The sequence below is a fragment of the Streptomyces sp. NPDC043726 genome (assembly GCF_056436565.1).
Window position 1 is genome coordinate 317843 of the sequence record NZ_JBWKCI010000009.1, and the last position, 22508, is coordinate 340350.

Annotated in this window: 21 protein-coding genes; 6 read left to right on the forward strand and 15 right to left on the reverse strand. The window is 71.3% G+C overall.

Features of this window, described 5'->3' with window-relative positions; translation table 11 throughout:
* The first annotated feature begins 43 nt into the window (after positions 1-43).
* Entirely contained in the window at positions 44-1366 is a 1323-nt protein-coding gene (locus AC068Z_RS26855; RefSeq protein WP_478560620.1) for a hypothetical protein, read from the forward strand.
* A gap of 3 nt (positions 1367-1369) precedes the next feature.
* Here the strand turns inward: AC068Z_RS26855 and AC068Z_RS26860 are convergent, their stop codons facing one another.
* Positions 1370-1726, reverse strand: coding sequence for an ArsR/SmtB family transcription factor (locus tag AC068Z_RS26860; RefSeq protein ID WP_451725113.1), 357 nt, complete (start codon positions 1724-1726; stop codon positions 1370-1372).
* A 56-nt stretch (positions 1727-1782) separates the two neighbouring features.
* Here AC068Z_RS26860 and AC068Z_RS26865 point away from each other — a divergent pair, with 56 nt between their 5' ends.
* From AC068Z_RS26865 to AC068Z_RS26875, 3 genes are read left to right on the forward strand one after another with little or no spacing between them, the layout of a single operon-like run.
* Positions 1783-3699 (forward strand): heavy metal translocating P-type ATPase, encoded by a 1917-nt coding sequence (locus AC068Z_RS26865; RefSeq protein ID WP_478561008.1) that lies wholly within the window; start codon positions 1783-1785, stop codon positions 3697-3699.
* 49 nt (positions 3700-3748) lie between these two features.
* Entirely contained in the window at positions 3749-5224 is a 1476-nt protein-coding gene (locus AC068Z_RS26870) for an AlkA N-terminal domain-containing protein (protein WP_478560624.1), read from the forward strand.
* A 9-nt stretch (positions 5225-5233) separates the two neighbouring features.
* Positions 5234-5716: a methylated-DNA--[protein]-cysteine S-methyltransferase gene (locus tag AC068Z_RS26875; protein WP_478560626.1), complete on the forward strand. Its 483-nt coding sequence runs from the start codon at positions 5234-5236 to the stop codon at positions 5714-5716.
* A 26-nt stretch (positions 5717-5742) separates the two neighbouring features.
* Here AC068Z_RS26875 and AC068Z_RS26880 read toward each other — a convergent pair whose 3' ends face one another.
* The 4 genes from AC068Z_RS26880 to AC068Z_RS26895 all read right to left on the reverse strand — a co-directional run bounded on the left by AC068Z_RS26880 (position 5743) and on the right by AC068Z_RS26895 (position 8520).
* The gene (locus AC068Z_RS26880) at positions 5743-6123 is read right to left on the reverse strand and encodes a VOC family protein (RefSeq protein WP_478560629.1); all 381 of its coding nucleotides are present in this window, start codon (positions 6121-6123) and stop codon (positions 5743-5745) included.
* Positions 6120-6863 carry an SIR2 family NAD-dependent protein deacylase gene (locus AC068Z_RS26885; protein ID WP_478560632.1) on the reverse strand — a complete coding sequence of 248 codons (744 nt, stop codon included), beginning with the start codon at positions 6861-6863 and terminating at the stop codon, positions 6120-6122. Before AC068Z_RS26885 ends, AC068Z_RS26880 begins: the two co-directional genes overlap by 4 nt.
* Before the next feature lie 74 nt (positions 6864-6937).
* A complete protein-coding gene (locus AC068Z_RS26890) occupies positions 6938-7429 on the reverse strand; it encodes an NUDIX domain-containing protein (RefSeq protein ID WP_478560635.1) in 492 nt (163 codons plus the stop codon).
* A 17-nt stretch (positions 7430-7446) separates the two neighbouring features.
* Positions 7447-8520: an ADP-ribosylglycohydrolase family protein gene (locus tag AC068Z_RS26895; RefSeq protein ID WP_478560638.1), complete on the reverse strand. Its 1074-nt coding sequence runs from the start codon at positions 8518-8520 to the stop codon at positions 7447-7449.
* Between the two features lie 211 nt (positions 8521-8731).
* On the opposite strand from AC068Z_RS26895, the gene AC068Z_RS26900 reads away from it, so the two are divergent.
* On the forward strand, positions 8732-9895 hold the full coding sequence (locus AC068Z_RS26900) for a glycerate kinase (protein WP_478560641.1): 1164 nt from the start codon (positions 8732-8734) through the stop codon (positions 9893-9895).
* A 214-nt stretch (positions 9896-10109) separates the two neighbouring features.
* On the opposite strand, the gene pssA is transcribed toward AC068Z_RS26900, so the two are convergent.
* From pssA to AC068Z_RS26945, 9 genes are all read right to left on the reverse strand, one after another.
* A complete protein-coding gene (gene pssA / locus AC068Z_RS26905) occupies positions 10110-10961 on the reverse strand; it encodes a CDP-diacylglycerol--serine O-phosphatidyltransferase (RefSeq protein WP_478560644.1) in 852 nt (283 codons plus the stop codon).
* A complete protein-coding gene (locus AC068Z_RS26910; RefSeq protein WP_478560647.1) occupies positions 10948-11604 on the reverse strand; it encodes a phosphatidylserine decarboxylase in 657 nt (218 codons plus the stop codon). Before AC068Z_RS26910 ends, pssA begins: the two co-directional genes overlap by 14 nt.
* A gap of 170 nt (positions 11605-11774) precedes the next feature.
* Positions 11775-12980, reverse strand: coding sequence for an acyl-CoA dehydrogenase family protein (locus tag AC068Z_RS26915; protein WP_478560650.1), 1206 nt, complete (start codon positions 12978-12980; stop codon positions 11775-11777).
* Between the two features lie 3 nt (positions 12981-12983).
* Entirely contained in the window at positions 12984-13496 is a 513-nt protein-coding gene (locus AC068Z_RS26920) for a MaoC family dehydratase (protein WP_062716551.1), read from the reverse strand.
* Positions 13497-13501: 5 nt separating this feature from the next.
* On the reverse strand, positions 13502-14464 hold the full coding sequence (locus tag AC068Z_RS26925) for an HpcH/HpaI aldolase/citrate lyase family protein (RefSeq protein ID WP_478560654.1): 963 nt from the start codon (positions 14462-14464) through the stop codon (positions 13502-13504).
* Positions 14461-16488, reverse strand: coding sequence for a protein meaA (locus AC068Z_RS26930; protein WP_478560657.1), 2028 nt, complete (start codon positions 16486-16488; stop codon positions 14461-14463). The genes AC068Z_RS26925 and AC068Z_RS26930 overlap by 4 nt, the downstream gene beginning before the upstream one ends.
* A gap of 9 nt (positions 16489-16497) precedes the next feature.
* Entirely contained in the window at positions 16498-17835 is a 1338-nt protein-coding gene (ccrA, locus tag AC068Z_RS26935; protein WP_478561011.1) for a crotonyl-CoA carboxylase/reductase, read from the reverse strand.
* 401 nt (positions 17836-18236) lie between these two features.
* Positions 18237-19046 carry a TetR family transcriptional regulator gene (locus AC068Z_RS26940; RefSeq protein ID WP_451725122.1) on the reverse strand — a complete coding sequence of 270 codons (810 nt, stop codon included), beginning with the start codon at positions 19044-19046 and terminating at the stop codon, positions 18237-18239.
* 136 nt (positions 19047-19182) lie between these two features.
* Complete coding sequence (locus tag AC068Z_RS26945; RefSeq protein WP_478560660.1) at positions 19183-20988, reverse strand: 3-hydroxyacyl-CoA dehydrogenase family protein; 1806 nt, start codon at positions 20986-20988, stop codon at positions 19183-19185.
* 380 nt (positions 20989-21368) lie between these two features.
* Here AC068Z_RS26945 and AC068Z_RS26950 point away from each other — a divergent pair, with 380 nt between their 5' ends.
* Positions 21369-21944, forward strand: coding sequence for an adenylosuccinate lyase (locus AC068Z_RS26950; RefSeq protein WP_478560663.1), 576 nt, complete (start codon positions 21369-21371; stop codon positions 21942-21944).
* 55 nt (positions 21945-21999) lie between these two features.
* On the opposite strand, the gene AC068Z_RS26955 is transcribed toward AC068Z_RS26950, so the two are convergent.
* Positions 22000-22506 (reverse strand): N-acetyltransferase family protein, encoded by a 507-nt coding sequence (locus tag AC068Z_RS26955; RefSeq protein WP_478561014.1) that lies wholly within the window; start codon positions 22504-22506, stop codon positions 22000-22002.
* Between the last annotated feature and the right edge of the window lie 2 nt (positions 22507-22508).

A 22508-nucleotide genomic window follows, 5' to 3' on the forward strand; every position in this document is an offset into this window, starting at 1 on the left:
CCCTGGGATCTGCTGACCCCAGGGGAGCAGGAGGGAGCAGGGCATGGCGGGCGACGGGAACACGCCGGAGGATTCCGAGGCGGCGGAGCTGGCGAGGCTGCGGGCCCGGGTCGCCGCGCTGGAGGCCGAGCAGGCGGAGCGGCCCGCGCGTCCCGAACGGCACCGGGTGCGGTCGGTGTTCGCCGTCGTGCTCATCGTCCTCGGCTGCATCCTCGCCCCGCTGGGCGCCGTGGCCGCGTGGACCGCCAGCATCACGGGGGACACCGACCGCTACGTCGACACCGTCGAACCCCTCGCCCGCGACCGGGACATCCAGAACGCCGCCGCCACCCGGGTCACCGACGCCGTGATGTCCCGCCTCGACCTGAAGGCGCTGCTGGCGCAGACCCCGGTCGCCGACCGGCCCCTGGTGGAGAAGGCCCTCGGCAAGCTCGGCGACTCGATCGAGGACGCGGTCCGCAGCTTCGTGCACGACAAGGCGCAGGCCGTCGTCGCCTCGGACGCCTTCGACCGGATCTGGACGCAGGCCAACCGCCGGGCTCACGACGCCGTGGTCAAGGCGCTGACCGGCGAGGGCGGCGGAGCCGTGAAGCTCGAAGGCGACGCTGTGGAGCTGGACCTGGGGCCGGTCGTCGAGGAGGTCAAGGAACGCCTCGTCGACGAGGGCATGACGGTGGCCGGGAACATCCCCGAGATCCACACGCAGATCACCGTCGTGCAGTCGGAGGACATCGGCAAGGTCCGCACCGCGTTCCGGCTGCTCCAGCTCATCGGCTTCTGGCTCCCCGTGATCTCGCTCCTGCTCATCGTGGGCGGGGTGCTCCTCGCCACGCACCGACGCCGGGCGCTGGTCGCCGGTTCCCTCGGCTTCGCCTTCGCCGTCGGCCTGGTCGGCATCGCCCTGAGCGTGTTCCGCGTGGTCTACCTCGACGCCCTGCCCTCGGGCGTCTCCCAGCCGGCCGCCGAGTCGGTCTACGACACCCTCGTCCGCTACCTGCGCACCGGGGTGCGGGTGTCGATCGCCGTCGGTGTGGTGGTCGCCCTCGCCGCCTGGCTGACCGGACCCGGCCGCCGGGCCCGGTTCGTGCGGCAGTTGTGGCACTCCGGCATCGGCGCCGTCCGCTCCACCGCCGAACGGGCGGGGATGAGCACCGGCCGGGTGGGCCGGTTCGTCCACCGGTACCGCACCTGGATCTGCTGGCTGCTGGTGGCCGCGGCGCTCCTGACCCTCGCCCTGTGGTCGTACCCGACCGGCTGGGTCGTCGTCGGGCTGGCCCTCGCCCTGCTCTTCGCGCTGGCCGTCGTGGAGTTCGTGGCGGAGGACGACACGGCGAGCCGGCCGAAGGACGAGGCGGCCGCGCCGTAGGCCTCACTCCGTGGTGTCGCTGATCCCCAGCCGCAGATGCTCCACGTGATACACGGCCTGGTCGAGGAGTTCGGCGACATGGTGGTCGTGCAGCGCGTACACGACCGACCGGCCGCGCCGCTCGCCGACCACCAGGCCCAGGTTGCGCAGCAGCCGCAGCTGGTGCGAGCAGGCGGACTGCTCCATGCCCACCTCGGCCGCCAACTCCGTGGCGGGCAGCGGGCCTTCGCGCAGGCGGGCGAGGATCAGCAGGCGGGAGGGGGTGGACAGGGCCTGGAGGGTGGTGGCCACCTTCGCGACGTTGTCCGCGTCCAGGCGTACGCGCTCGTCCGCGGTGGTGGTGACGGCTCCATGACCCATGGGCGTATCTTACCCATCACACATGAACAGATGAATGAGTCTTCATGTGTTCCTGTATGGTGTGCCGGGTGCCCACCACACTCGTCCCCACCCGCGCCCCCGCGCCCGCCCCCACGGCCCCCCGCCGCCGCACCCGGATCCTCGCGCTGCCCGAGGCCCGCTGGGCGCTCGCCGCGACCGTCGCCTTCCTGCTGGGCCTCGCCCTCGACCTCACCGGCGCGCCCGGCTGGGCGTACGGGCCGCTGTACGCCGTCGCCTATGCCGCCGGCGGCTGGGAGCCCGCGCTCGAAGGGCTGCGGGCGCTGCGCGAGAAGACCCTCGACGTCGATCTGCTGATGATCGTCGCGGCGCTCGGCGCGGCCGCGATCGGCCAGGTCCTCGACGGCGCCCTGCTGATCGTCATCTTCGCCACCTCCGGCGCCCTGGAGGCCCTGGCCACCGCCCGCACCGCCGACTCCGTGCGAGGCCTGCTCGACCTCGCCCCGGCCACCGCCACCCGTCTGGCCGACTCCGGCGAGGAGAGCGTCCCGACCGCCGAACTCGCCGTGGGAGAAGTGCTGTTGATCCGCCCCGGCGAGCGCATCGGCGCCGACGGCCGGGTCCTGGACGGCACCAGCGAGGCCGACGAGGCCACCATCACCGGTGAGCCCCTGCCGGTCCTCAAGCGCCCCGGCGACGAGGTCTTCGCGGGCACCCTCAACGGCGCCGGCGCCCTGCGCGTCCGCGTCGAGCGCGACCCCGCCGACTCGGTGATCGCCCGGATCGTCACCCTGGTCGAGGAGGCCTCCCGCACCAAGGCGCCGACCCAGCTGTTCATCGAGAAGATCGAGCAGCGCTACGCCGTCGGCATCGTCGTCGCCACCCTCGCGGTGTTCGGCGTGCCGCTCGCCTTCGGCGCTGAGCTGACCGACGCCCTGCTGCGCGCGATGACCTTCATGATCGTCGCCTCGCCGTGCGCGGTCGTCCTCGCGACCATGCCGCCGCTGCTCTCCGCCATCGCCAACGCCGGACGGCACGGCGTCCTGGTCAAGTCGGCCGTCGCCATGGAACGCCTCGGCGAGATCGACCTCGCGGCCCTCGACAAGACCGGCACCCTCACCGAGGGCGCCCCCGAGGTGACCGCCGTACGACCGCTGCCCGGCTCCGGCCTCGACGAGGACGCCCTGCTCGCCCTGGCCGCCTCCGCCGAGCACCCGAGCGAACACCCGCTGGCCCGAGCGATCGTCGCCGCCGCCCGCACCCGCGGCCTCGCGCTCGCGCCCGCCGAGGACTTCACCGCCACACCCGGCCAGGGCGTGACCGCCACCGTGGCCGGGCGCGAGGTGAGCGTCGGCCGCGCCGACGGCGACAGCGACGCCACCGTCGTCCAGGTGCGCCGGGACGGCGAGCCGGTCGGCACGCTCACCCTCACCGACCGGCTGCGCGCCGAGGCCCCCGCCACCACGGCCGCCCTCACCGCCCTGACCGGCATCGCCCCCGTCCTGCTCACCGGGGACAGCCTCGGCGCCGCCGACCGCGTCGCCGACGCCACCGGCCTCACCGACGTCCGCGCGGGCCTGTTCCCCGAGGACAAGGTGGACGCCGTACGAGAACTCCAGGACCGGGGCCGCAAGGTGCTCTTCGTCGGCGACGGCGTCAACGACGCCCCCGCCCTCGCCGCCGCCCACTCCGGCATCGCCATGGGCCGGGCCGGCTCCGACCTGGCCCTGGAGACCGCGGACGCGGTGATCGTGCGCGACGAGCTGACGACCGTCCCCGCGGTGGTACGGCTGTCCCGGACCGCCCGCCGGCTGGTCGTGCAGAATCTCGTCATCGCGGGGGTCTTCATCACCGGCCTCGTCCTGTGGGACCTGATCGGACACCTCCCGCTGCCGCTCGGGGTCGCCGGGCACGAGGGGTCCACCGTGCTGGTCGGGCTCAATGGGCTGCGGCTGCTGCGTGAATCGGCATGGTCCCAGGACAGCCGAGGTTGATGTCGGATTCTCGCCAGCCTTCGCGTGGTCGGTGCTCGATGCTGGACTCATGCAGAAGGGGATGCACACCGACACCGAGGCCTGCGTGCGGGCCGTCCAGGGCAAGGACGCGCGCTTCGACGGCTGGTTCTACACGGCCGTCCTGACCACCGGGATCTACTGCCGGCCGAGCTGTCCGGTGGTCGCGCCCAAGCCGGAGAACATGGTGTTCCATCCGAGCGCGGCCGCCTGTCAGCAGGCCGGCTTCCGGGCCTGCAAGCGCTGCCGCCCGGACGCCAGCCCCGGCTCCCCGGAGTGGAACCGGCGCGCCGACCTCGTGGCCCGCGCCATGCGGCTCGTCGCCGACGGGGTCGTGGACCGCGAGGGCGTGCCCGGACTCGCCGCCCGGCTCGGCTACAGCACCCGGCAGGTCGAACGCCAGCTCCTCGCCGAGCTGGGCGCGGGCCCGCTCGCCCTGGCCCGCGCCCAGCGCGCCCAGACGGCCCGCCTGCTGATCGAGACGACCCCGCTGCCGATGGCGGAGATCGCCTTCGCGGCCGGCTTCTCCTCCATCCGCACCTTCAACGACACCGTGCGTGAGGTCTTCGCCCTCTCCCCGAGCGAGCTGCGCACCCGCGCTCCCCGCCCCGGGCACACGCCCGGAGCGCTGACCCTGCGCCTGCCGTTCCGCGCCCCCCTCAACCCCGACAACCTCTTCGGCCACCTCGCCGCGACCGCCGTCCCCGGGGTGGAGGAGTGGCGGGACGGCGCCTACCGCCGCACCCTGCGCCTGCCGTACGGCCACGGCATCGTGGCGCTGAGCCCGCGGCCCGACCACATCGCCTGCCGGCTCACCCTCAGTGACCTGCGCGATCTGACCGTCGCGATCAGCCGCTGCCGCCGCATGCTCGACCTGGACGCCGACCCGGTCGCCGTCGACGACCGGCTGCGCACCGACCCGCTGCTGGCCCCGCTGGTCGACAAGGCCCCCGGCCGACGCGTCCCGCGCACGGTCGACGAGGCGGAGTTCGCCGTACGGGCGGTGCTCGGCCAGCAGGTCTCCACGGCCGCCGCCCGCACCCACGCGGCCCGGCTGGTCCTCGCCCACGGAGAACCGGTCGACGACCCCGAGGGCGGTCTCACCCACCTCTTCCCGGCCCCCGAGGCGCTGGCGGCGGTGGACCCGCAGTCCCTGGCGATGCCCCGCACCCGCCGGACCACATTCACCACCCTGGTGGAGCAACTCGCCGACGGACGCCTGCACTTGGGCGTGGAGAGCGACTGGCCCGAGGCCCGCGCCCGGCTGCTCGCGCTGCCCGGCTTCGGCCCCTGGACGGTCGACGTCATCGCGATGCGCGCCCTCGGCGACCCCGACGCGTTCCTGCCGACGGACCTCGGGATCCGGCGCGCGGCGGGGGAGTTGGGCCTACCCTCCACCCCCGCCGCCCTCACGGCCCGCGCCGCGGCCTGGCGGCCCTGGCGGGCCTACGCCGTCCAGTACCTGTGGGCGACCGACAGCCACCCGATCAACTTCCTCCCGGTCTAAGGACGTTCCATGTACCAGCACACCGTGATCGACAGCCCCTACGGGCCGCTGACCCTGGTCGCCGACGACGGCGTCCTGTGCGGCCTCTACATGACCGAGCAGCGCCACCGTCCGTCCGAGGAGACCTTCGGCGCCCGCGACGACACCCTGTTCGCGCGGGCCGAGGAGGAACTGGAGGCCTACTTCGCGGGCGAGCTGAAGGAGTTCACCCTCGAACTGCGCCTGAGGGGAACGCCGTTCCAGCGCACGGTCTGGGACCAGCTGTGCCGGATCCCCTACGGCGAGACCCGTACGTACGGCGATCTGGCCGACGCCCTCGGCAACCGGGGTGCCTCCCGCGCGGTCGGCCTGGCCAACGGCAAGAACCCGATCGGCATCATCGTGCCCTGCCACCGCGTCGTGGGAGCGAGTGGCGGCCTCACGGGGTACGGCGGCGGCCTGGACCGCAAGCAGCGGCTGCTGGACTTCGAGAGCGGCACGGCGCTGTTCTGAACCCTGGCTTCTCGGGTCCCGGTTTCTCAGGCTCCGGGTTCGCCCGCTCGCTCCGCCGCCCCGCGCTCCACACAGAACTCGTTGCCCTCCGGATCGGCGAGCACCGCCCAGCCCTTGCCGTCCGGGGTGCGGCGGTCGTCGACCAGGGAGGCGCCGAGGGCGAGGACCCGCTCGACCTCCTCGTCCCGGGTGCGGTCCTGCGGCTGAAGGTCCAGGTGCACCCGGTTCTTCACGGTCTTGGGCTCCGGGACGGTGACGAACAGCAGCCCCGCCCCCTCGATCAGCACGTCCTCGTCGCCGGGCCTGTCGTCCTCGTGCACGGGCAGCCCGAGCACCTGGGACCAGAAGGAGGCGAGCCGGTAGGCGTCGGCGGAATCGATCGTCACATGACGGATGGCAGAGGTCATGATCGCATTCTGGTCCGATCGCCGAGCCCCCGCAGCAGCTTCGGCAGCGCGGTGCCGATCGGCTCCCGGATCACCTCGTCGGCGCGTTCGTCGTACGGCGTGGGCTCGGCGTTGACGATGACGAGCCGTGCGCCGTGGTCGGCGGCGACCCCGGCGAGGCCCGCCGCGGGCTGTACCTGGAGGCTGGTGCCGACCGCGATGAACACCTGGCAGGCCTTGGCGATCGAGGCCGCCTGGCCCAGCACCACCGGGTCGAGCCGCTCGCCGAACATGACGGTGGCCGACTTCAGGATTCCGCCGCACTCCAGACACGACGGGTCCTCCTCACCGGCCTCGACGCGGGCGAGGGCGTTCTCCATCGAGCCGCGGGCATGGCAGCCGGTGCACACGAAACTCCGTGCGCTGCCGTGCAGTTCGAGGACCTTGCGGGCCGGCAGCCCGGCCAGCTGGTGCAGCCCGTCCACGTTCTGGGTGATCACCCTGACCGGCACCCCGGACCGCTCCAGCTCGGCGACCGCGTGGTGCGCGGCGTTCGGCTCGGCCCGCAGCGCGCGGTTCTCGCGCCGCATCTGCCAGGAGCGCCGTCGGATCTCCGGGTCGCCCATGTAGTACTCGTACGTCACGAGCTTCTCGGCGTCCGGATCCCGCCGCCACAGTCCGTTCGGGCCGCGGTAGTCGGGAATCCCGGAGTCCGTGCTGATACCGGCGCCGCTGAGCAGGGCGACGAGGGGCTTGTTCATGGCACCGAGGGTAGGGCGGGGGCCGGGGAGCGGCGAACGGATATTCGGGTGGTGGTCCGGCGGGCCGATGCCCGTCAGCCGGCCCGGCGGCCGTTCTCCAGTTCCGCCGTGCCGCCGCCGTTCTCCAGCACGTCCAGGGCGGCCAGCACGCGACGGCCGAGCGCGCCCGGCAGATGCTCGGTGAGCTCCTCGCGCGGGACCAGCCGCCAGGACAGCAACTCCTCCTCCTGCAGCCGGATCGCCTTGAAGTCGTCCTCGTCCAGGACGCCTCCGTCGTACAAGTAGGCGACCAGGGGCGGCCGGCCCGTCCCGTGCACCCAGTCCACCGCGAGCAGCGGGCCCAGCGCGACGTCCAGACCGATCTCCTCGGCCGTCTCCCGGCGCGCGCCCTGGCGCGGGGTCTCGCCGTCCTCGGACTCGACCGTGCCGCCCGGAAGCGCCCAGCCCTCGCGGTAGTTGGGCTCGACGAGCAGCACCCGGCCCGCCGCGTCCCGGAACAGGGCGGCGGCACCGGCGAGGACACGGGGCAGACCCGCGATGTACGTGGCGAAGTCCTGAGTGGTCATCCCGGAAGGGTAGCGAGTCACTCCCCGTCGACCAGCCGGGTCGTGCGCTCCGCCAGCTCGCTGATCCGCACCCCGTCGAACCCGAACACCGCACTGCGCACCGTGTCCTCCAACGGGTCCCGCCACTGCCCCGGGATCGCCTCCGCCCCGGTCAGCACCCCCGCCACCGACCCCGCGGTCGCCCCGTTGGAGTCGGTGTCCAGACCGCCCCGGACCGTCAGGGTGATGGTCCGGGTGAAGTCCCCGTCGCCGTACAGCAGTCCCGCGGTGAGGACGGCGGCGTTCGGGACCGTGTGGATCCAGCCGAGGCCCGCCGTCTCCTCGGCCACCGTCGTGAGCGTGTCCTCCCAGGTCATCCGGGTGTCGTGGAGCGAGATCACCCGGCGCACGGTGCGCGCGAGCCGGCTGCTCGCCGGGATGACGGTGAGCGCCTCGGTCAGGGCGTGCCGCACGGTGGGCGCGGTGAACGCCGCCGCGACCAGCGCCGCCGCCCACATGGCGCCGTACACGCCGTTTCCGGTGTGCGACAGCACCGCGTCCCGGCGGGCCAGCGAGGCGGCGCGGTGCGGGACGCCCGGGCTGGTCCAGCCGAAGATGTCGGCGCGGATCAGGGCGCCGATCCACTCCTGGTAGGGGTTGTCGAAGGTGGCGGTGAGCGGCGGCTTGAGGCCATTGGCGAGGTTGCGGTAGGCGGCCCGCTCGGCGGTGAAGGTCTGCAGGTACGGCAGCCGCAGCAGCCACAGGTCGCCGACCTGCTCGGTGCTGAAGCCGAAGCCGTGCGTCTCCAGCAGGTCCAGGCCGAGGATGGCGTAGTCGACATCGTCGTCCCGGCAACTGCCGTGGATCCGGCCGCGCACGCACTGGCGCCACTCGGGCCGCAGCTCGAAGGCGTCGTTCTCGCCCGGCGGCGGCTCGGGCAGATAGTCGGTGAGCGGCAGGGCCGCGGCCCGCCGCAGATAGCGGTCGATCCGGTCCCGCGTCCACAGGTCGCCCTGCTCGACCGGTTTGCCCAGCATGTTGCCGGCGATCCGGCCCAGCCAGCCCCCCAGAACGCGGTCGGCGAACTCTGGCTCGGTGCCCACAGGGGTCATAGCACCGGTTTACCCGATTACGCCGGGGCCGGACAGCGGGTGGGCCGGGTCCTGCGGAGCGGGGGGTGGGGCTTCGGGGCATGAGGGGGTGGGGGAGGGGCAGCGGAGTGTGGGGTGCGGGGCGGGGCGTGGGGTCCGTCCAGGGAGCGGGCGGGGCATGACGGCGAGGGTGTCCTCCGGTTAAGGTCGCAGCGGCGCGACTGGCCTTGACATGCGCGAGGCCCGGAGAGCAAGGGGATCACAGGTGACACAGCGCGTGCTCATCGCCGCGGACAAGTTTAAGGGCTCGCTCACGGCCGTACAGGTCGCCGAGCGGGTGACGGCCGGGCTGCGCAGCGTCGTGCCGGACGTCGAGGCCGAGGCGCTGCCCGTGGCCGACGGCGGCGACGGCACCGTGGACGCCGCGGTCGCGGCCGGTTTCGAGCGTCGCGAGGTACGGGTCGCCGGGCCCCTCGGCGACGACGTCACGGCGGCCTTCGCGCTGCGCGGTGCCACGGCCGTCGTGGAGATGGCGGAGGCCAGCGGGCTCCAGCGGCTCCCGGCCGGCTTCTTCGCGCCGCTGACGGCCTCCACGTACGGCTCCGGGGAACTGCTGCGCGCCGCGCTGGACGCGGGCGCGCGGACGATCGTGTTCGGCGTCGGCGGCAGCGCCACGACCGACGGCGGCGCCGGGATGCTCTCGGCGCTCGGCGCGCGGTTCCTGGACGCGGACGGTGAGCCGGTGCCGCCGGGCGGCGGCGGCCTCGCGGAGCTGGCCTCGGCGGACCTCTCGGGTCTCGACCCGCGGCTGTCCTCGGTCGAGCTGGTGCTCGCCAGCGATGTCGACAACCCCCTGACGGGCCCGAAGGGCGCCCCGGCGGTGTACGGCCCGCAGAAGGGCGCCTCGCCGGACGACGTGGCCACGCTGGACGCGGCGCTCGCGCACTTCGCGAAGGTGCTGGAGGAGACGGTGGGCTCCCGGGCCGCCGAGTACGCGGCCTCGCCGGGCGCGGGCGCGGCGGGCGGCATCGGGTACGGCGCCCTGCTCCTCGGCGCCGGGTTCCGGGCCGGGATCGAGGTCATGCTCGACGTGCTGGGCTTCGCCCCGGCGCTGGAGCGGGCGGACCTGGTGATCACCGGCGAGGGTTCGCTGGACGAGCAGACCCTGCACGGGAAGGCGCCGGCGGGGGTCGCGGCGGCGGCTCGGGCGGCAGGCAAGGAGGTCGTCGCGGTGTGCGGCCGGCTGGCTCTGCCTCCGGAGGCGCTGGGCCGGGCGGGCATCCGGCGGGCGTACGCGCTGACGGATCTTGAGCCGGATGTCGCGAAGTGCATTTCGGATGCGGGGCCGATTCTGGAGCGGTCCGCGGCTCGGATCGCTGAGGACTTCCTGCGCTGAGGCAGGGCTTTCTCGCCCCCGCCGCCCCTACCCGTCCCGTCCCTGGGGGCTGCCGCCCCCAGACCCCCGCTTCGGCCCTGAACGGGCCTCGTCCTCAAACGCCGGACGGGCTGAAAGACCAGAAACGCCGGACGGGCTGAAAGACCAGAAACGCCCACAAAAGAAGGGCCCCGAACCGAAGTGGTTCGGGGCCCTTTCTCTGCTCAGCGGAGTGTTACGGCAGCTGCGCCGCCCGAGCCTCGCGGCGGTTGTCGCGGAAGTTGTTCACCCGGCGGGCCGTGGCGAACAGGGGGATCACCGCGCCCATGACCAGCTGCAGCGCGCAGCCCGTCTGGAGCAGCAGCTGGCCGCTCGGGGCGTCGAACGCCCATGCCGCCAGCAGCCCCATCGACAGCACGATCCACGCCAGCATCGCGACGGCCAGCCGCCCGCGCGGCTTGGGGTACTCGACCCGGCTCACCATCAGCCAGGCCGTGCCGATGATCGCCAGCAGCGTCGCCACGAAGGGCAGCTCCAGCAGCACGATCGAGACCACCGTCAGCGCGCCGAACGGCGAGGGCATGCCCTGGAACATGCCGTTCGGCGGTGTCACGCAGGAGAAGCGCGCCAGTCGCAGGACCACCGCCAGCAGCACGACGATCGCGCCCACCGCCGCGACCCGCTCATGCGCGTCCCGCGCGACCATGCCGTACACGAGAACGAAGTACGCGGGCGCGAGGCCGAAACTGATCAGATCGGAGAGGTTGTCCAGCTCCGCACCCATCGGCGACGACCGCAGCTTGCGGGCGACGAGACCGTCGAACAGGTCGAAGACGGCCGCGCACAGCATCAGGATCACGGCCGTGGCCGCGCTGTTGCGGGCCATGCCCAGATCGTCACCCGTGAGGTGCGGGATCAGGATGCCGGTGGTGGTGAAGTACACCGCCATGAAGCCGCACGTGGCGTTGCCGAGGGTGAGGGTGTCCGCTATCGACAGGCGGAGAGAAAGAGGCATCTCCTCCTCGTCGTCCACGTCGTCAGCCTCGGGCACCCAGCCCGCCTGTGTCTCCGGATCAATCACGGTCAATGCGAGTCACCCCAGCCACGGTCTTCTGCCCGACCTCGACCGCGACCTCCACGCCCTCGGGCAGGTAGATGTCGACACGCGAGCCGAAGCGGATCAGACCGATCCGCTCGCCCTGCTCGACCTTCGTCCCCTGAGGGATGTAGGGCACGATGCGACGGGCTACCGCGCCGGCGATCTGGATCATCTCGATGTCCCCGAGTTCGGTGTCGAAATGCCAGACTACGCGCTCGTTGTTCTCGCTCTCCTTGTTGAACGCCGGAACGAACCCACCCGGGATGTGCTCGACCGAGGTCACCGTGCCGGAGAGCGGCGCGCGGTTGACGTGGACGTTGAGCGGGCTCATGAAGATCGCGACGCGGGTACGGCCGTCCTTCCACGGCATGATGCTCTGCACCACACCGTCGGCGGGCGAGATGACCCGGCCCTGGGCGATCTCGCGCTCGGGGTCGCGGAAGAACCACAGCATGCCCGCCGCGAGGGCGGTGGCGGGCACGGCGACGGCCTTGGCGGCGCCGGAGCGGCGGGCCCTGGCCAGGCTGAGGGCGGCGGTGGCGACGGTCGGGAGAAGCCACGGCGATGCTCCGCGTGCCAGGCGTACGCCGGCCAGGCTGTCGCGAGGTGCAGAGGTTTGGCTGTGGGGCATGGATGACCTTCGTAGCGGATGATGCCGCGCGGTGAGGGGGGACGGCGGCTTTCCCGGGATCGTACCGGGCGCGGGCCACAACTGGGCAAGCCAGGAAGCCGAGTCGGAGGCCGAAGAGTGTTGACGGGGTGTGATCTTCTTCTCGAAGAAAACACCCCGAACCCGGACATCTAGCCCTGGAACCGATACTCTTCGAGCAACCTGCGCCCGATGATCATTTTCTGGATCTCGGCGGTACCTTCACCGATCAGCAGCATCGGGGCCTCCCGGTAGAGGCGCTCGATCTCGTACTCCTTGGAGAAGCCGTAGCCGCCGTGGATCCGGAAGGCGTCCTCCACGACCTCCTTGCAGTACTCGGAGGCGAGGTACTTCGCCATCCCAGCCTCAAGGTCGTTTCGTTCCCCGGAGTCCTTTTTGCGTGCCGCGTTCACCATCATGGCATGGGCGGCCTCGACCTTGGTAGCCATCTCGGCGAGCTTGAACTGGATCGCCTGGTGCTGGGCGATCGCCTTGCCGAAAGTGTGACGTTGCTGGGCGTACTGGATGCCGAGTTCGAACGCACGCTGTGCGACGCCACAGCCACGCGCCGCGACATTTACGCGGCCGACCTCGACGCCGTCCATCATTTGGTAAAAACCTCGGCCGGTGACCCCGCCGAGCACCCGGTCGGCGGGAACGCGCAGGCCATCCATGATGAGTTCGGTCGTGTCGACGCCCTTGTACCCCATCTTGTCGATCTTGCCCGGAATGGTCAGGCCGGGGCGGACCTCACCGAAGCCGGGCTCCTTCTCGACGAGGAAGGTCGTCATCGACTTGTGGGGCGCGGTGCCCTCCGGGTGACCTTCGTCACTGCGGACCAAAACGGCCACCAGAGAGGACGTTCCGCCGTTCGTCAGCCACATCTTCTGACCGTTCAGGACGTACTCGTCGCCGTCCTTCACCGCCTTGGACGTGATGGCCGACACATCCGAGCCGAGGCCCGGCTCCGACATGGAGAAGGCGCCGCGGATGTCACCGGCCGCCATCCTCGGCAGGAAGTGGTCCTTCTGCTCCTGCGTCCCGTGCTGCTTGAGCATGTACGCCACGATGAAGTGGGTGTTGATGATGCCGGACACCGACATCCAGCCGCGGGCGATCTCCTCGACGCACAGGGCGTACGTCAGGAGCGACTCGCCCAGACCGCCGTACTCCTCGGGGATCATCAGGCCGAACAGGCCCAACTCCTTGAGGCCGTCGACGATCTGCTGCGGGTACTCGTCGCGGTGCTCCAGCTCGGTGGCGACCGGGATGATCTCCTTGTCCACGAAGTCGCGGACGGTGGAGAGGATCTCCTGCTGGATGTCGGTCAGACCGGCGGTCTGGGCGAGACGGGCCATGGCCTACTTCTCCTGCTGCTTGAGTTCCGGGCGGCCCGGCTGCTCGCCGCCGCGCTCCTTGATGTACGTCTCGGTCGGCACCATCACCTTGCGGCGGAACACGCAGACGAGCGTGCCGTCCTGCTTGTAGCCCTTGGTCTCGACGTAGACGATGCCGCGGTCGTTCTTCGACTTCGACGGCCACTTGTCGAGCACGGTCGTCTGGCCGTAGATCGTGTCGCCGTGGAAGGTCGGCGCCACGTGCTTGAGCGACTCGATCTCCAGGTTGGCGATCGCCTTGCCGGAGATGTCCGGGACGGACATGCCGAGCAGCAGCGAGTAGATGTAGTTCCCGACCACCACGTTCTTGCCGAAGTCCGTCGTCTTCTCGGCGTAGTTGGTGTCCATGTGGAGCGGGTGGTGGTTCATGGTGAGAAGACAGAACAGGTGGTCGTCGTACTCCGTGACCGTCTTCCCGGGCCAGTGCTTGTACGTCGCCCCGACCTCGAACTCCTCATACGTGCGTCCGAACTGCATCGCGCTCAGGCCTCCGGGATCTCGAACTTGCTCGTGCGCTGCATGCCGGCCGCGCGGCCCTTGCCGGAGACGACCAGTGCCATCTTGCGGCTGGCCTCGTCGATCATCTCGTCGCCGAGCATCGCGGAGCCCTTCTTGCCGCCCGCCTCGGACGTGTAGTAGTCGTACGCGTCCAGGATCAGCTCGGCGTGGTCGAAGTCCTCCTGCGAGGGCGAGAAGATCTCGTTGGACGCCTCGACCTGGCCCGGGTGCAGCACCCACTTGCCGTCGAAGCCGAGCGCGGCGGCGCGCTGGGCGACCTCGCGGTAGCCGTCGATGTTGCGGATCTGGAGGTAGGGGCCGTCGATCGCCTGGAGGTTGTTGGCGCGGGCGGCCATCAGGATCTTCATCAGGATGTAGTGGTAGGCGTCCGCCGGGTAGCCGGGCGGCTGCTCGCCCACGACCAGCGACTTCATGTTGATGGAGGCCATGAAGTCGGCCGGGCCGAAGATGATGGTCTCGACACGCTGGGAGGCCGTCGCGATCGCGTTGACGTTGTTCAGGCCCTGCGCGTTCTCGATCTGCGCCTCGATGCCGATCTTGCCGACCTCGAAGCCCATCGTCTTCTCGATCTGGGTCAGCAGCAGGTCCAGCGCGACGATCTGCTCAGCCGTCTGCACCTTCGGCAGCATGATGCAGTCGAGGTTCTGGCCCGCGCCCTCGACGACCGTGACGACATCGCGGTACGTCCACTCGGTCGTCCAGTCGTTCACCCGCACGACCCGCGTCTTGCCCGTCCAGTCGCCCTCGTTGAGGAACTTGACGATGGTGTGCCGCGCCTCGGGCTTGGCCAGCGGGGCGCAGGCGTCCTCGAGGTCCAGGAAGACCTGGTCGGCCGGGAGGCCCTGGGCCTTCTCCAGGAAGCGCGGGTTCGAGCCCGGCACCGCCAGGCAGGAACGCCGGGGGCGAAGGCGGTTGACCGTGGTCATGCGGGGACCTCCAGGGGGTCGAGCTTGTTCGCTTTGCGGATCTCGTCGACGATGCGGCCGATGATTCCGGTGATGTCGAAGTCCTTCGGGGTGAACACCGCGGCCACTCCGGCGGCCCGGAGCTGCTCGGCGTCACCATTCGGGATGATGCCACCGGCGATCACCGGGATATCTGTGGCACCGGCCACACGCAGCCGATCCAGCACGTCCGGCACCAGCTGGGCGTGCGAGCCGGAGAGGATGGACAGGCCCACCGCGTGCACGTCCTCGGCGATGGCGGCGTCCACGATCTGCTCCGGGGTGAGCCGGATGCCCTGGTAGACGACCTCGAACCCGGCGTCACGGGCCCGCACGGCGATCTGCTCGGCGCCGTTGGAGTGCCCGTCCAGGCCCGGCTTGCCGACCAGGAAGCGGAGCTTGCCCACGCCCATGTCCTGGGCGGTCAGTTCGACCTTGCGGCGGACCCCGGACAGGGCCGAGCCCTCCTCGGCGGGGATGGCCACCGGCGCGGACGACACGCCCGTCGGCGCCCGGAACTCGCCGAACACCTCGCGCAGGGCCCCGGCCCACTCGCCGGTCGTGACGCCGGCGCGGGCGCACTCCAGGGTGGCCTCCATGAGGTTGTCGGTGCCCTTCGCGGCCTCCTTCAGCCGCTCCAGCGCCTTGCAGGGGCGCGGGTGGTTGAAGGGCGGCGCGTAGCGGGTGTCCCGCCAGGTGCCGATGGCCTCGATCACCCGGGCCTCGACCGCGGGGTCGACGGTCTGGATGGCCGTGTCCAGGTCTGCCGTCAGGGGGTTGGGCTCGGTCGTCTCGAAGATGTTGACGCCGACGATCTTCTCCTGGCCGGACTCGATCCGGGCGCGGCGCTCGGCGTGCGAGGAGACCAGCTGCGACTTCAGGTAGCCCGACTCGACGGCGGCCATCGCGCCGCCCATCTCCTGGATCCGCTCCATCTCGGCGAGGGACTCCTCGACGAGCTGGGCCACCTTCTTCTCGACGACGTGCGAGCCCTCGAAGAGGTCCTCGTACTCCAGCAGGTCGCTCTCGTGGGCGAGCACCTGCTGGATCCGCAGCGACCACTGCTGGTCCCAGGGCCGGGGCAGACCGAGGGCCTCGTTCCAGGCCGGGAGCTGGACGGCACGCGCGCGGGCGTCCTTGGAGAGGGTGACCGCCAGCATCTCCAGCACGATCCGCTGGACGTTGTTCTCCGGCTGCGCCTCCGTCAGGCCCAGGGAGTTGACCTGGACGCCGTAGCGGAACCGGCGCTGCTTGGGGTCCTGGATGCCGTAGCGCTCGCGGGTGACCTTGTCCCAGATGCGGCCGAAGGCGCGCATCTTGCACATCTCCTCGACGAAGCGGACGCCCGCGTTGACGAAGAAGGAGATCCGGGCGACGACATCGCCCATGCGCTCCTCGGGGACCTGGCCGCTGTCGCGCACGGCGTCGAGGACCGCGACGGCGGTGGACATCGCGTACGCGATCTCCTGGACCGGCGTGGCGCCCGCCTCCTGCAGGTGGTAGCTGCAGATGTTGATCGGGTTCCACTTCGGGATGTGGGAGACCGTGTACGCGATCATGTCCGTCGTCAGCCGGAGGCTCGGTCCCGGCGGGAACACGTGCGTGCCGCGGGACAGGTACTCCTTGACGATGTCGTTCTGGGTCGTGCCCTGGAGCTTGGTGATGTCGGCACCCTGCTCCTCCGCGACGACCTGGTAGAGCGCCAGCAGCCACATGGCGGTGGCGTTGATGGTCATCGAGGTGTTCATCTGCTCCAGGGGGATGTCCTGGAACAGCCGGCGCATGTCACCGAGGTGCGAGACCGGAACCCCGACCCGGCCGACCTCGCCGCGGGCGAGGATGTGGTCCGGGTCGTAGCCGGTCTGGGTCGGCAGGTCGAACGCGACCGACAGACCGGTCTGACCCTTGGCGAGGTTGCGGCGGTACAGCTCGTTGGACGCCTCGGCCGTGGAGTGACCGGCGTAGGTCCGCATGAGCCACGGCCGGTCCTTCTGACGCTCACTCATGGACGGACCTCAGATGTTCCGGAAGCGGTTGATGGCGTCGAGGTGCTTGGCGCGCATCTCCTCGTCGCGCACGCCCAGACCCTCCTCGGGGGCCAGGCACAGCACGCCGACCTTGCCCTGGTGGAGGTTGCGGTGCACGTCGAAGGCGGCCTGGCCGGTGTCCTCCAAGGAGTACGTCTTCGACAGCGTCGGGTGGATCTTGCCCTTCGCGATCAGCCGGTTGGCCTCCCAGGCCTCGCGGTAGTTGGCGAAGTGCGAGCCGATGATCCGCTTCAGCGACATCCACAGGTAGCGGTTGTCGTACTCGTGCATGTAGCCCGAGGTCGAGGCGCAGGTGGTGATGGTGCCGCCCTTGCGGGTGACGAAGACCGAGGCGCCGAAGGTCTCGCGGCCGGGGTGCTCGAAGACGATGTCGATGTCCTCGCCGCCGGTGAACTCGCGGATGCGCTTGCCGAAGCGCTTCCATTCCTTCGGGTCCTGGGTGTTCTCGTCCTTCCAGAACTTGTAGCCCTCGGCGTTGCGGTCGATGATCGCCTCGGCGCCCATGGCGCGGCAGATCTCCGCCTTCTGCGGGCTGCTCACCACGCAGATCGGGGTGGCGCCACCGGCCAGCGCGAACTGCGTGGCGTAGGAGCCGAGTCCGCCGCTCGCGCCCCAGATCAGGACGTTGTCGCCCTGCTTCATGCCGGCGCCGTTGCGGGAGACCAGCTGGCGGTAGGCGGTGGAGTTGACCAGACCGGGGGCGGCGGCCTCCTCCCAGCTGAGGTGATCCGGCTTCGGCATCAGCTGGTTGGACTTGACCAGCGCGATCTCGGCGAGGCCGCCGAAGTTGGTCTCGAAGCCCCAGATCCGCTGCTCGGGGTCGAGCATGGTGTCGTTGTGGCCGTCGGACGATTCCAGCTCCACCGACAGACAGTGCGCGACGACCTCGTCACCGGGCTTCCAGGAGTTCACGCCGGGGCCGGTGCGCAGGACGACGCCCGCGAGGTCGGAGCCGATGATGTGGTACGGCAGATCGTGGCGCTTGGCCAGGTCGCTGGTGCGGCCGTAGCGCTCGAGGAATCCGAAGGTGGACAGCGGCTCGAAGATCGAGGTCCACACGGAGTTGTAGTTGACCGAGGAGGCCATGACGGCCACCAGGGCCTCGCCCGGGCCGAGTTCGGGCAGCGGCACGTCGTCCAGGTGGATCGACTTGCGGGGGTCCTTGTCGCGGCTGGCGAGCCCGGCGAACATCTCCGTCTCGTCCTTGTGCACGGTGATCGCGCGGTACGACTCGGGGAGCGGCAGAGCGGCGAAGTCGGCCGAGGTGGAGTCGGGCGACTGGATCGCGGCGAGGATGTCCTTCACGGTCACGGTGATGCCTCCGGCGATACGCGTCCCCTGAGGGGAGGGACGCTGAGGGTTACGTCGGTGCTGCTGAGGGTGTGTTCCGAGGTGCCGTCGGTTCGGCGGGTGGTGCTTCGGCGGCGCTTTGTGGCGCGGGAGGTTGCCTGTGACGCAGGCGTCCGGCGCGCGAGCCGTTGGGCTCGTCGGGACAGGCCGGACACCTTGAACGTATGACACCGCGTGTCAGCTCGCAAGGCACTGAGTGCCAGAAGTTGCTCTCAAGTGAAATCTTTACGTAACAAATGAGCGATGATCGATCGAACGCATCCTGAAAAGTGCCGGAAAACCTGCTCTGACATGCCAAAACGGCCACCCCGTGGGGTGGCCGTCATCACAGTGGCGAAGTGTCCTCGCGAGGGGCCTCAGCGCTCCTTGAGCGCCTCCTCGATGGTCCGCATCACCTGGTCCAGCGGGGCGTCCGTGCGGGCGACCGTCACCAGCACCTCGCCCTGGGTGGAGACCGTCGCCGCGGCCGGCTGGGGCGTGGTGGCCCGGCCGGCCCCGATGCCGGTGCCGAAGGTCTTGCGGACGATCGCGAAGGCGTGGTCCAGCTGGGCCTCCACGTCGCCCTGGCCGCCCGCGCGCAGCCAGCGGCGCAGCACGTGGTTGTGGGCGGTGACCACGGCGGAGGCGGCGACCTCGGCCAGCAGCGGGTCGTCGTTGGCGTCGTCGTCGTGCGCGTGCTCGTCGAAGTGGCCGAGGAGGTAGCGGGTGAAGAGGCGTTCGTAGCGGGCCACCGAGGCGATCTCGGCCTCGCGCAGGGTGGGCACCTCGCGCGTGAGCTTGTAGCGGGCGACCGAGATCTCCGGGCGGGCCGCGTACATCCGCATGACTTCCTTGATGCCGCGGCAGACCGTGTCGAGCGGATGCTCGTGCGCTGGGGCGGCGTTGAGCACCGCCTCGGCACGGATCAGGGTGTCGTCGTGATCGGGGAAGATCGCCTCTTCCTTGGAGCGGAAGTGGCGGAAGAAGGTGCGGCGGGCGACCCCGGCCTGCGCCGCGATCTCGTCGACGGTGGTCGCCTCGTACCCCTTCGTGGCGAACAGGTCCATCGCAGCGGCCGCCAGCTCTCGGCGCATCTTGAGCCGCTGGGCGGCCGCGCGACTGCCTGCGGCACTCTCCGGCGCGTCGGGCGTGGCTGGTGTACGTGAGGACTTGGCGGGCTGGGACATGACCCGAACGTACTGCATCTGCGCAGGATGGTGCGCATGTCCCGGGGTTCCCCCGCCCGGGACGGGCGGGGGAACGGCCGTGGGGTCGAGCAGTCCGCCCCAGTCCTCGCCGACGCGGAACCAGTCGCCGGGACGGTCAGCGGCGGGCATATTCGCGGAAACCGCGGCCGGTCTTGCGGCCGAGGCAGCCCGCGGCCACCAGATGCTCCAGCAGGGGGGCCGGCGCCAGACCCGGGTCGCGGAACTCGCGGTGCAGCACCTTCTCGATGGCCAGCGAGACGTCGAGCCCGACGACGTCCAGCAGTTCGAACGGACCCATGGGGTAGCCGCCGCCGAGCTTCATCGCCGCGTCGATGTCGTCGAGGGTGGCGTAGTGCTCCTGGACCATCTTGATCGCGTTGTTCAGGTACGGGAAGAGCAGGGCGTTCACGATGAATCCGGCGCGGTCGCCGCAGTCCACCGCGTGCTTCCTGATCCGCCCGCAGACCTCGCGCACGGTGGCGTGCACGTCGTCGGCGGTCAGGACGGTACGGACGACCTCGACCAGCTTCATCGCCGGGGCCGGGTTGAAGAAGTGCATGCCGATCACGTCCTGCGGACGCGTGGTGGCCCGGGCGCAGGCGACGACGGGCAGCGAGGAGGTCGTGGTGGCCAGCACCGCGCCCGGCTTGCAGACCTTGTCCAGCGCCTGGAACAGCTGCTGCTTGATCTCCAGGTCCTCGGCGACCGCCTCGACGGCCAGGTCGACCTCGGCGAAGGCGTCGTAGCTGCCCGCCGGGGTGATTCGCTCCAGGGTCTGGGCGGCGGCCTCCGCGGTCATCCGGCCCTTGTCGACGGAGCGCGCCAGCGACTTGCCGATCCGGGCCTTGGCGGTCTGGGCCTTCTCCTCGCTGCGGGCGGCGAGGACGACCTCGTAGCCGGCCTTGGCGAAGACCTCGGCGATGCCGGAGGCCATGGTGCCGGAACCGGCGACGCCGACCGAGCGGACCTCGCGGCCGGGGGCCTCGACGCCTCCGGACAGCGGGGTCAGGGCGTCCGGCACGACCGTCGCGCTGCCCGGTGCCTCGTACGTGTAGAAGCCGCGGCCCGACTTACGGCCCGTCAGGCCCGCCTCGCTGAGCTGCTTGAGGATCGGCGCCGGGGCGTGCAGCCGGTCGCGGGACTCGGCGTACATGGCGTCCAGGACCGTGCGGGCGGTGTCGATGCCGATCAGGTCGAGCAGGGCGAGCGGGCCCATGGGCAGACCGCAGCCGAGCCGCATGGCGGCGTCGATGTCCTCGCGGGAGGCGTACTTGGCCTCGTACATCGCCGCGGCCTGGTTGAGGTAGCCGAACAGCAGTCCGTCGGCGACGAATCCGGGCCGGTCGCCCACCGCGACGGGCTCCTTGCCGAGGTCGAGGGCGAGGCCGGTGACGGCGGTGACGGCCGCGGGTGCGGTCAGCACCGAGGAGACCACCTCGACCAGCTTCATCGCCGGGGCCGGGTTGAAGAAGTGCAGGCCCAGCACCCGCTCGGGGCGCGCGGAGTCGGCGGCGAGCCGGGTGACGGACAGCGCGTTGGTCCCGGTGGCGAGGATCGCCTCGGGGCGCACGATGCCGTCCAGCGCGCGGAAGATCTGCTGCTTGATCTCGTACGACTCCGGCGCCACCTCGATGACCAGGTCGGCGTCGGCCGCCTCGGCCAGGTCGGTGGTGGTGCGGACCCGGCCGAGCGCGGCGGCGCGCTCCTGCTCGGTGAGCCTGCCCCGCTCCACGGCGCGGGCGGTGGAGGCCTCCAGGGCGGCGACCGACTGGGCCGCCGCGGCCTCGCTGATGTCGATGCCGACGACCTCGCGGCCGGCCTTGGCGAGCACCTCGGTGATGCCGGTGCCCATGGTGCCGAGGCCGACGATGGCGACGGTCCGGATCGGGGACAGAGGGGCGTCGGACAGGGGAGTGGCCATCGCGGGACTCCAGGAATGAGGGTGACGACTGGGAACGCGCCCGGGTGCGCCGAAGGGGCGCACCGGGTGCGGAGGAGATGCGGGTGTGATCCGGGCTGCGAGCGCACACGCCCGGTGCCGTCGAGCCGGACGCGCACACGTCCGGTGAAACGGTGATGGCCGACCGGCCCTGTCCCGTGGCCGAGTCGTACTGGCGGTACCTGATGTACCGAACCGACTTCCCGTGGTGGCTGCGTCACCAGGCCACCGCGAGTGGAGCGCGAGCGGGTAGCTCGCTCGTCTGAGATTAACCCGCGAGTAACGAGCGCGCCAGTCCCCGGCCTTCACCGTCTTTGTGATGTAGGTCCCGGGACGGCCCGGGCGCCCATAGGCTCGCGGTCATGGACGAAGAGTTGCGATCACTCACGGAGCGCTTACGGCGGGAGTCCGGCGGGGGAGCGGGCTTCGAGCGGCTCGTGGGCACCGGGGACCTCGACGCACTGGCCGAGCTCCTCGTCGCGCCGGGCCAGTCGCTGTGGGCCAGGGAGCTGGCCGCGTTCCGGCTCGGGCTCGCGGGGGACCGGCGCTCGTTCGAGTCCCTCGTCCTGTTCCTGAACCACCGGGACCCCCAGCGCTGCGCGTCCGCCGCGTACGCCCTGGCGCGGCTCGGCGACCCGCGCACGGCACGGGCGGCGGCGGCCCTCGCCACGAACGAACTGCGCGTCGCCTACGCCCTGCACCCGGTCCGGCTGCTGGTCGAACTCCGGGCCCCCGAGGCGGTCCCCGCCCTGATCACCACCCTGGAGCGGCGGCTGCGCCCGCACGACCCCTACCGCCGGGTGGCGCTCGCCTGCGTCGAGGGCCTCGGCGCCCTCGGCGACGCCCGCGCCCGGACCGTGCTCCACGAGGCGCTGGCCCATCCGGCGCTCGCGGAGGCGGCGGTGCACGCGCTGGCCCGGATCCCCTCCCAGAGATGAGTCAGAGGCCAGAAGGGGTCAGAATCAGAAGGGGTCAGAAGGGGTCAGAAAGGGATCAGAAGGGCTCGGAAGGGGCCAACTCCCGTGCGTAGCGGACCTCGGGGACCGGGACCCCGTCGACCTCGAAGGGCTCCTCCGCGCCGTCGGGGCGGAACCCGGCCCGCTCGTAGAAGCGCCGGGCGCCGGCGTTGTCCTTGAGCACCCACAGCAGCATGCGCGGCCGGGCGGCGGCCGTGCAGCGGCGTACGGACTCCTCCAGGAGGGCCTGGCCGATCCCGCCGCCGTACCGCGCCGGGTCCACGTAGATCGCGTACAGCTCGGCGTCCTCGGTGGAGCTGTCGCCCTCGCGGTACGGACCGTGGCAGGCCCAGCCGACGGCGACGCCGTCCCGCTCGGCGATCAGGTTCACCACCTCGCCCCGCCCGAACCGCTCGCGCCGCCGCTCGGCGTCCTCCGCGACGCTGAGGCCGTCGAGGTAGGACTGCGGCATCAGGCCCCGGTACGCGGTGCGCCAGCCGCCGACGCGGATCTCGGCCACGCGGTCGCAGTCGGCGTACACCATCT

Coding starts and splice junctions, on each gene's coding strand:
- AC068Z_RS26855 (WP_478560620.1), top strand. CDS start 44: ATGGCGGGCGACGGGAACACGCCGGAGGATTCCGAGGCGGCGGAGCTG.
- AC068Z_RS26860 (WP_451725113.1), bottom strand. CDS start 1,726: ATGGGTCATGGAGCCGTCACCACCACCGCGGACGAGCGCGTACGCCTG.
- AC068Z_RS26865 (WP_478561008.1), top strand. CDS start 1,783: ATGGTGTGCCGGGTGCCCACCACACTCGTCCCCACCCGCGCCCCCGCG.
- AC068Z_RS26870 (WP_478560624.1), top strand. CDS start 3,749: ATGCAGAAGGGGATGCACACCGACACCGAGGCCTGCGTGCGGGCCGTC.
- AC068Z_RS26875 (WP_478560626.1), top strand. CDS start 5,234: ATGTACCAGCACACCGTGATCGACAGCCCCTACGGGCCGCTGACCCTG.
- AC068Z_RS26880 (WP_478560629.1), bottom strand. CDS start 6,123: ATGACCTCTGCCATCCGTCATGTGACGATCGATTCCGCCGACGCCTAC.
- AC068Z_RS26885 (WP_478560632.1), bottom strand. CDS start 6,863: ATGAACAAGCCCCTCGTCGCCCTGCTCAGCGGCGCCGGTATCAGCACG.
- AC068Z_RS26890 (WP_478560635.1), bottom strand. CDS start 7,429: ATGACCACTCAGGACTTCGCCACGTACATCGCGGGTCTGCCCCGTGTC.
- AC068Z_RS26895 (WP_478560638.1), bottom strand. CDS start 8,520: ATGACCCCTGTGGGCACCGAGCCAGAGTTCGCCGACCGCGTTCTGGGG.
- AC068Z_RS26900 (WP_478560641.1), top strand. CDS start 8,732: ATGCGCGAGGCCCGGAGAGCAAGGGGATCACAGGTGACACAGCGCGTG.
- AC068Z_RS26910 (WP_478560647.1), bottom strand. CDS start 11,604: ATGCCCCACAGCCAAACCTCTGCACCTCGCGACAGCCTGGCCGGCGTA.
- AC068Z_RS26915 (WP_478560650.1), bottom strand. CDS start 12,980: ATGGCCCGTCTCGCCCAGACCGCCGGTCTGACCGACATCCAGCAGGAG.
- AC068Z_RS26920 (WP_062716551.1), bottom strand. CDS start 13,496: ATGCAGTTCGGACGCACGTATGAGGAGTTCGAGGTCGGGGCGACGTAC.
- AC068Z_RS26925 (WP_478560654.1), bottom strand. CDS start 14,464: ATGACCACGGTCAACCGCCTTCGCCCCCGGCGTTCCTGCCTGGCGGTG.
- AC068Z_RS26930 (WP_478560657.1), bottom strand. CDS start 16,488: ATGAGTGAGCGTCAGAAGGACCGGCCGTGGCTCATGCGGACCTACGCC.
- AC068Z_RS26940 (WP_451725122.1), bottom strand. CDS start 19,046: ATGTCCCAGCCCGCCAAGTCCTCACGTACACCAGCCACGCCCGACGCG.
- AC068Z_RS26945 (WP_478560660.1), bottom strand. CDS start 20,988: ATGGCCACTCCCCTGTCCGACGCCCCTCTGTCCCCGATCCGGACCGTC.
- AC068Z_RS26950 (WP_478560663.1), top strand. CDS start 21,369: ATGGACGAAGAGTTGCGATCACTCACGGAGCGCTTACGGCGGGAGTCC.
- AC068Z_RS26955 (WP_478561014.1), bottom strand. CDS start 22,506: ATGGTGTACGCCGACTGCGACCGCGTGGCCGAGATCCGCGTCGGCGGC.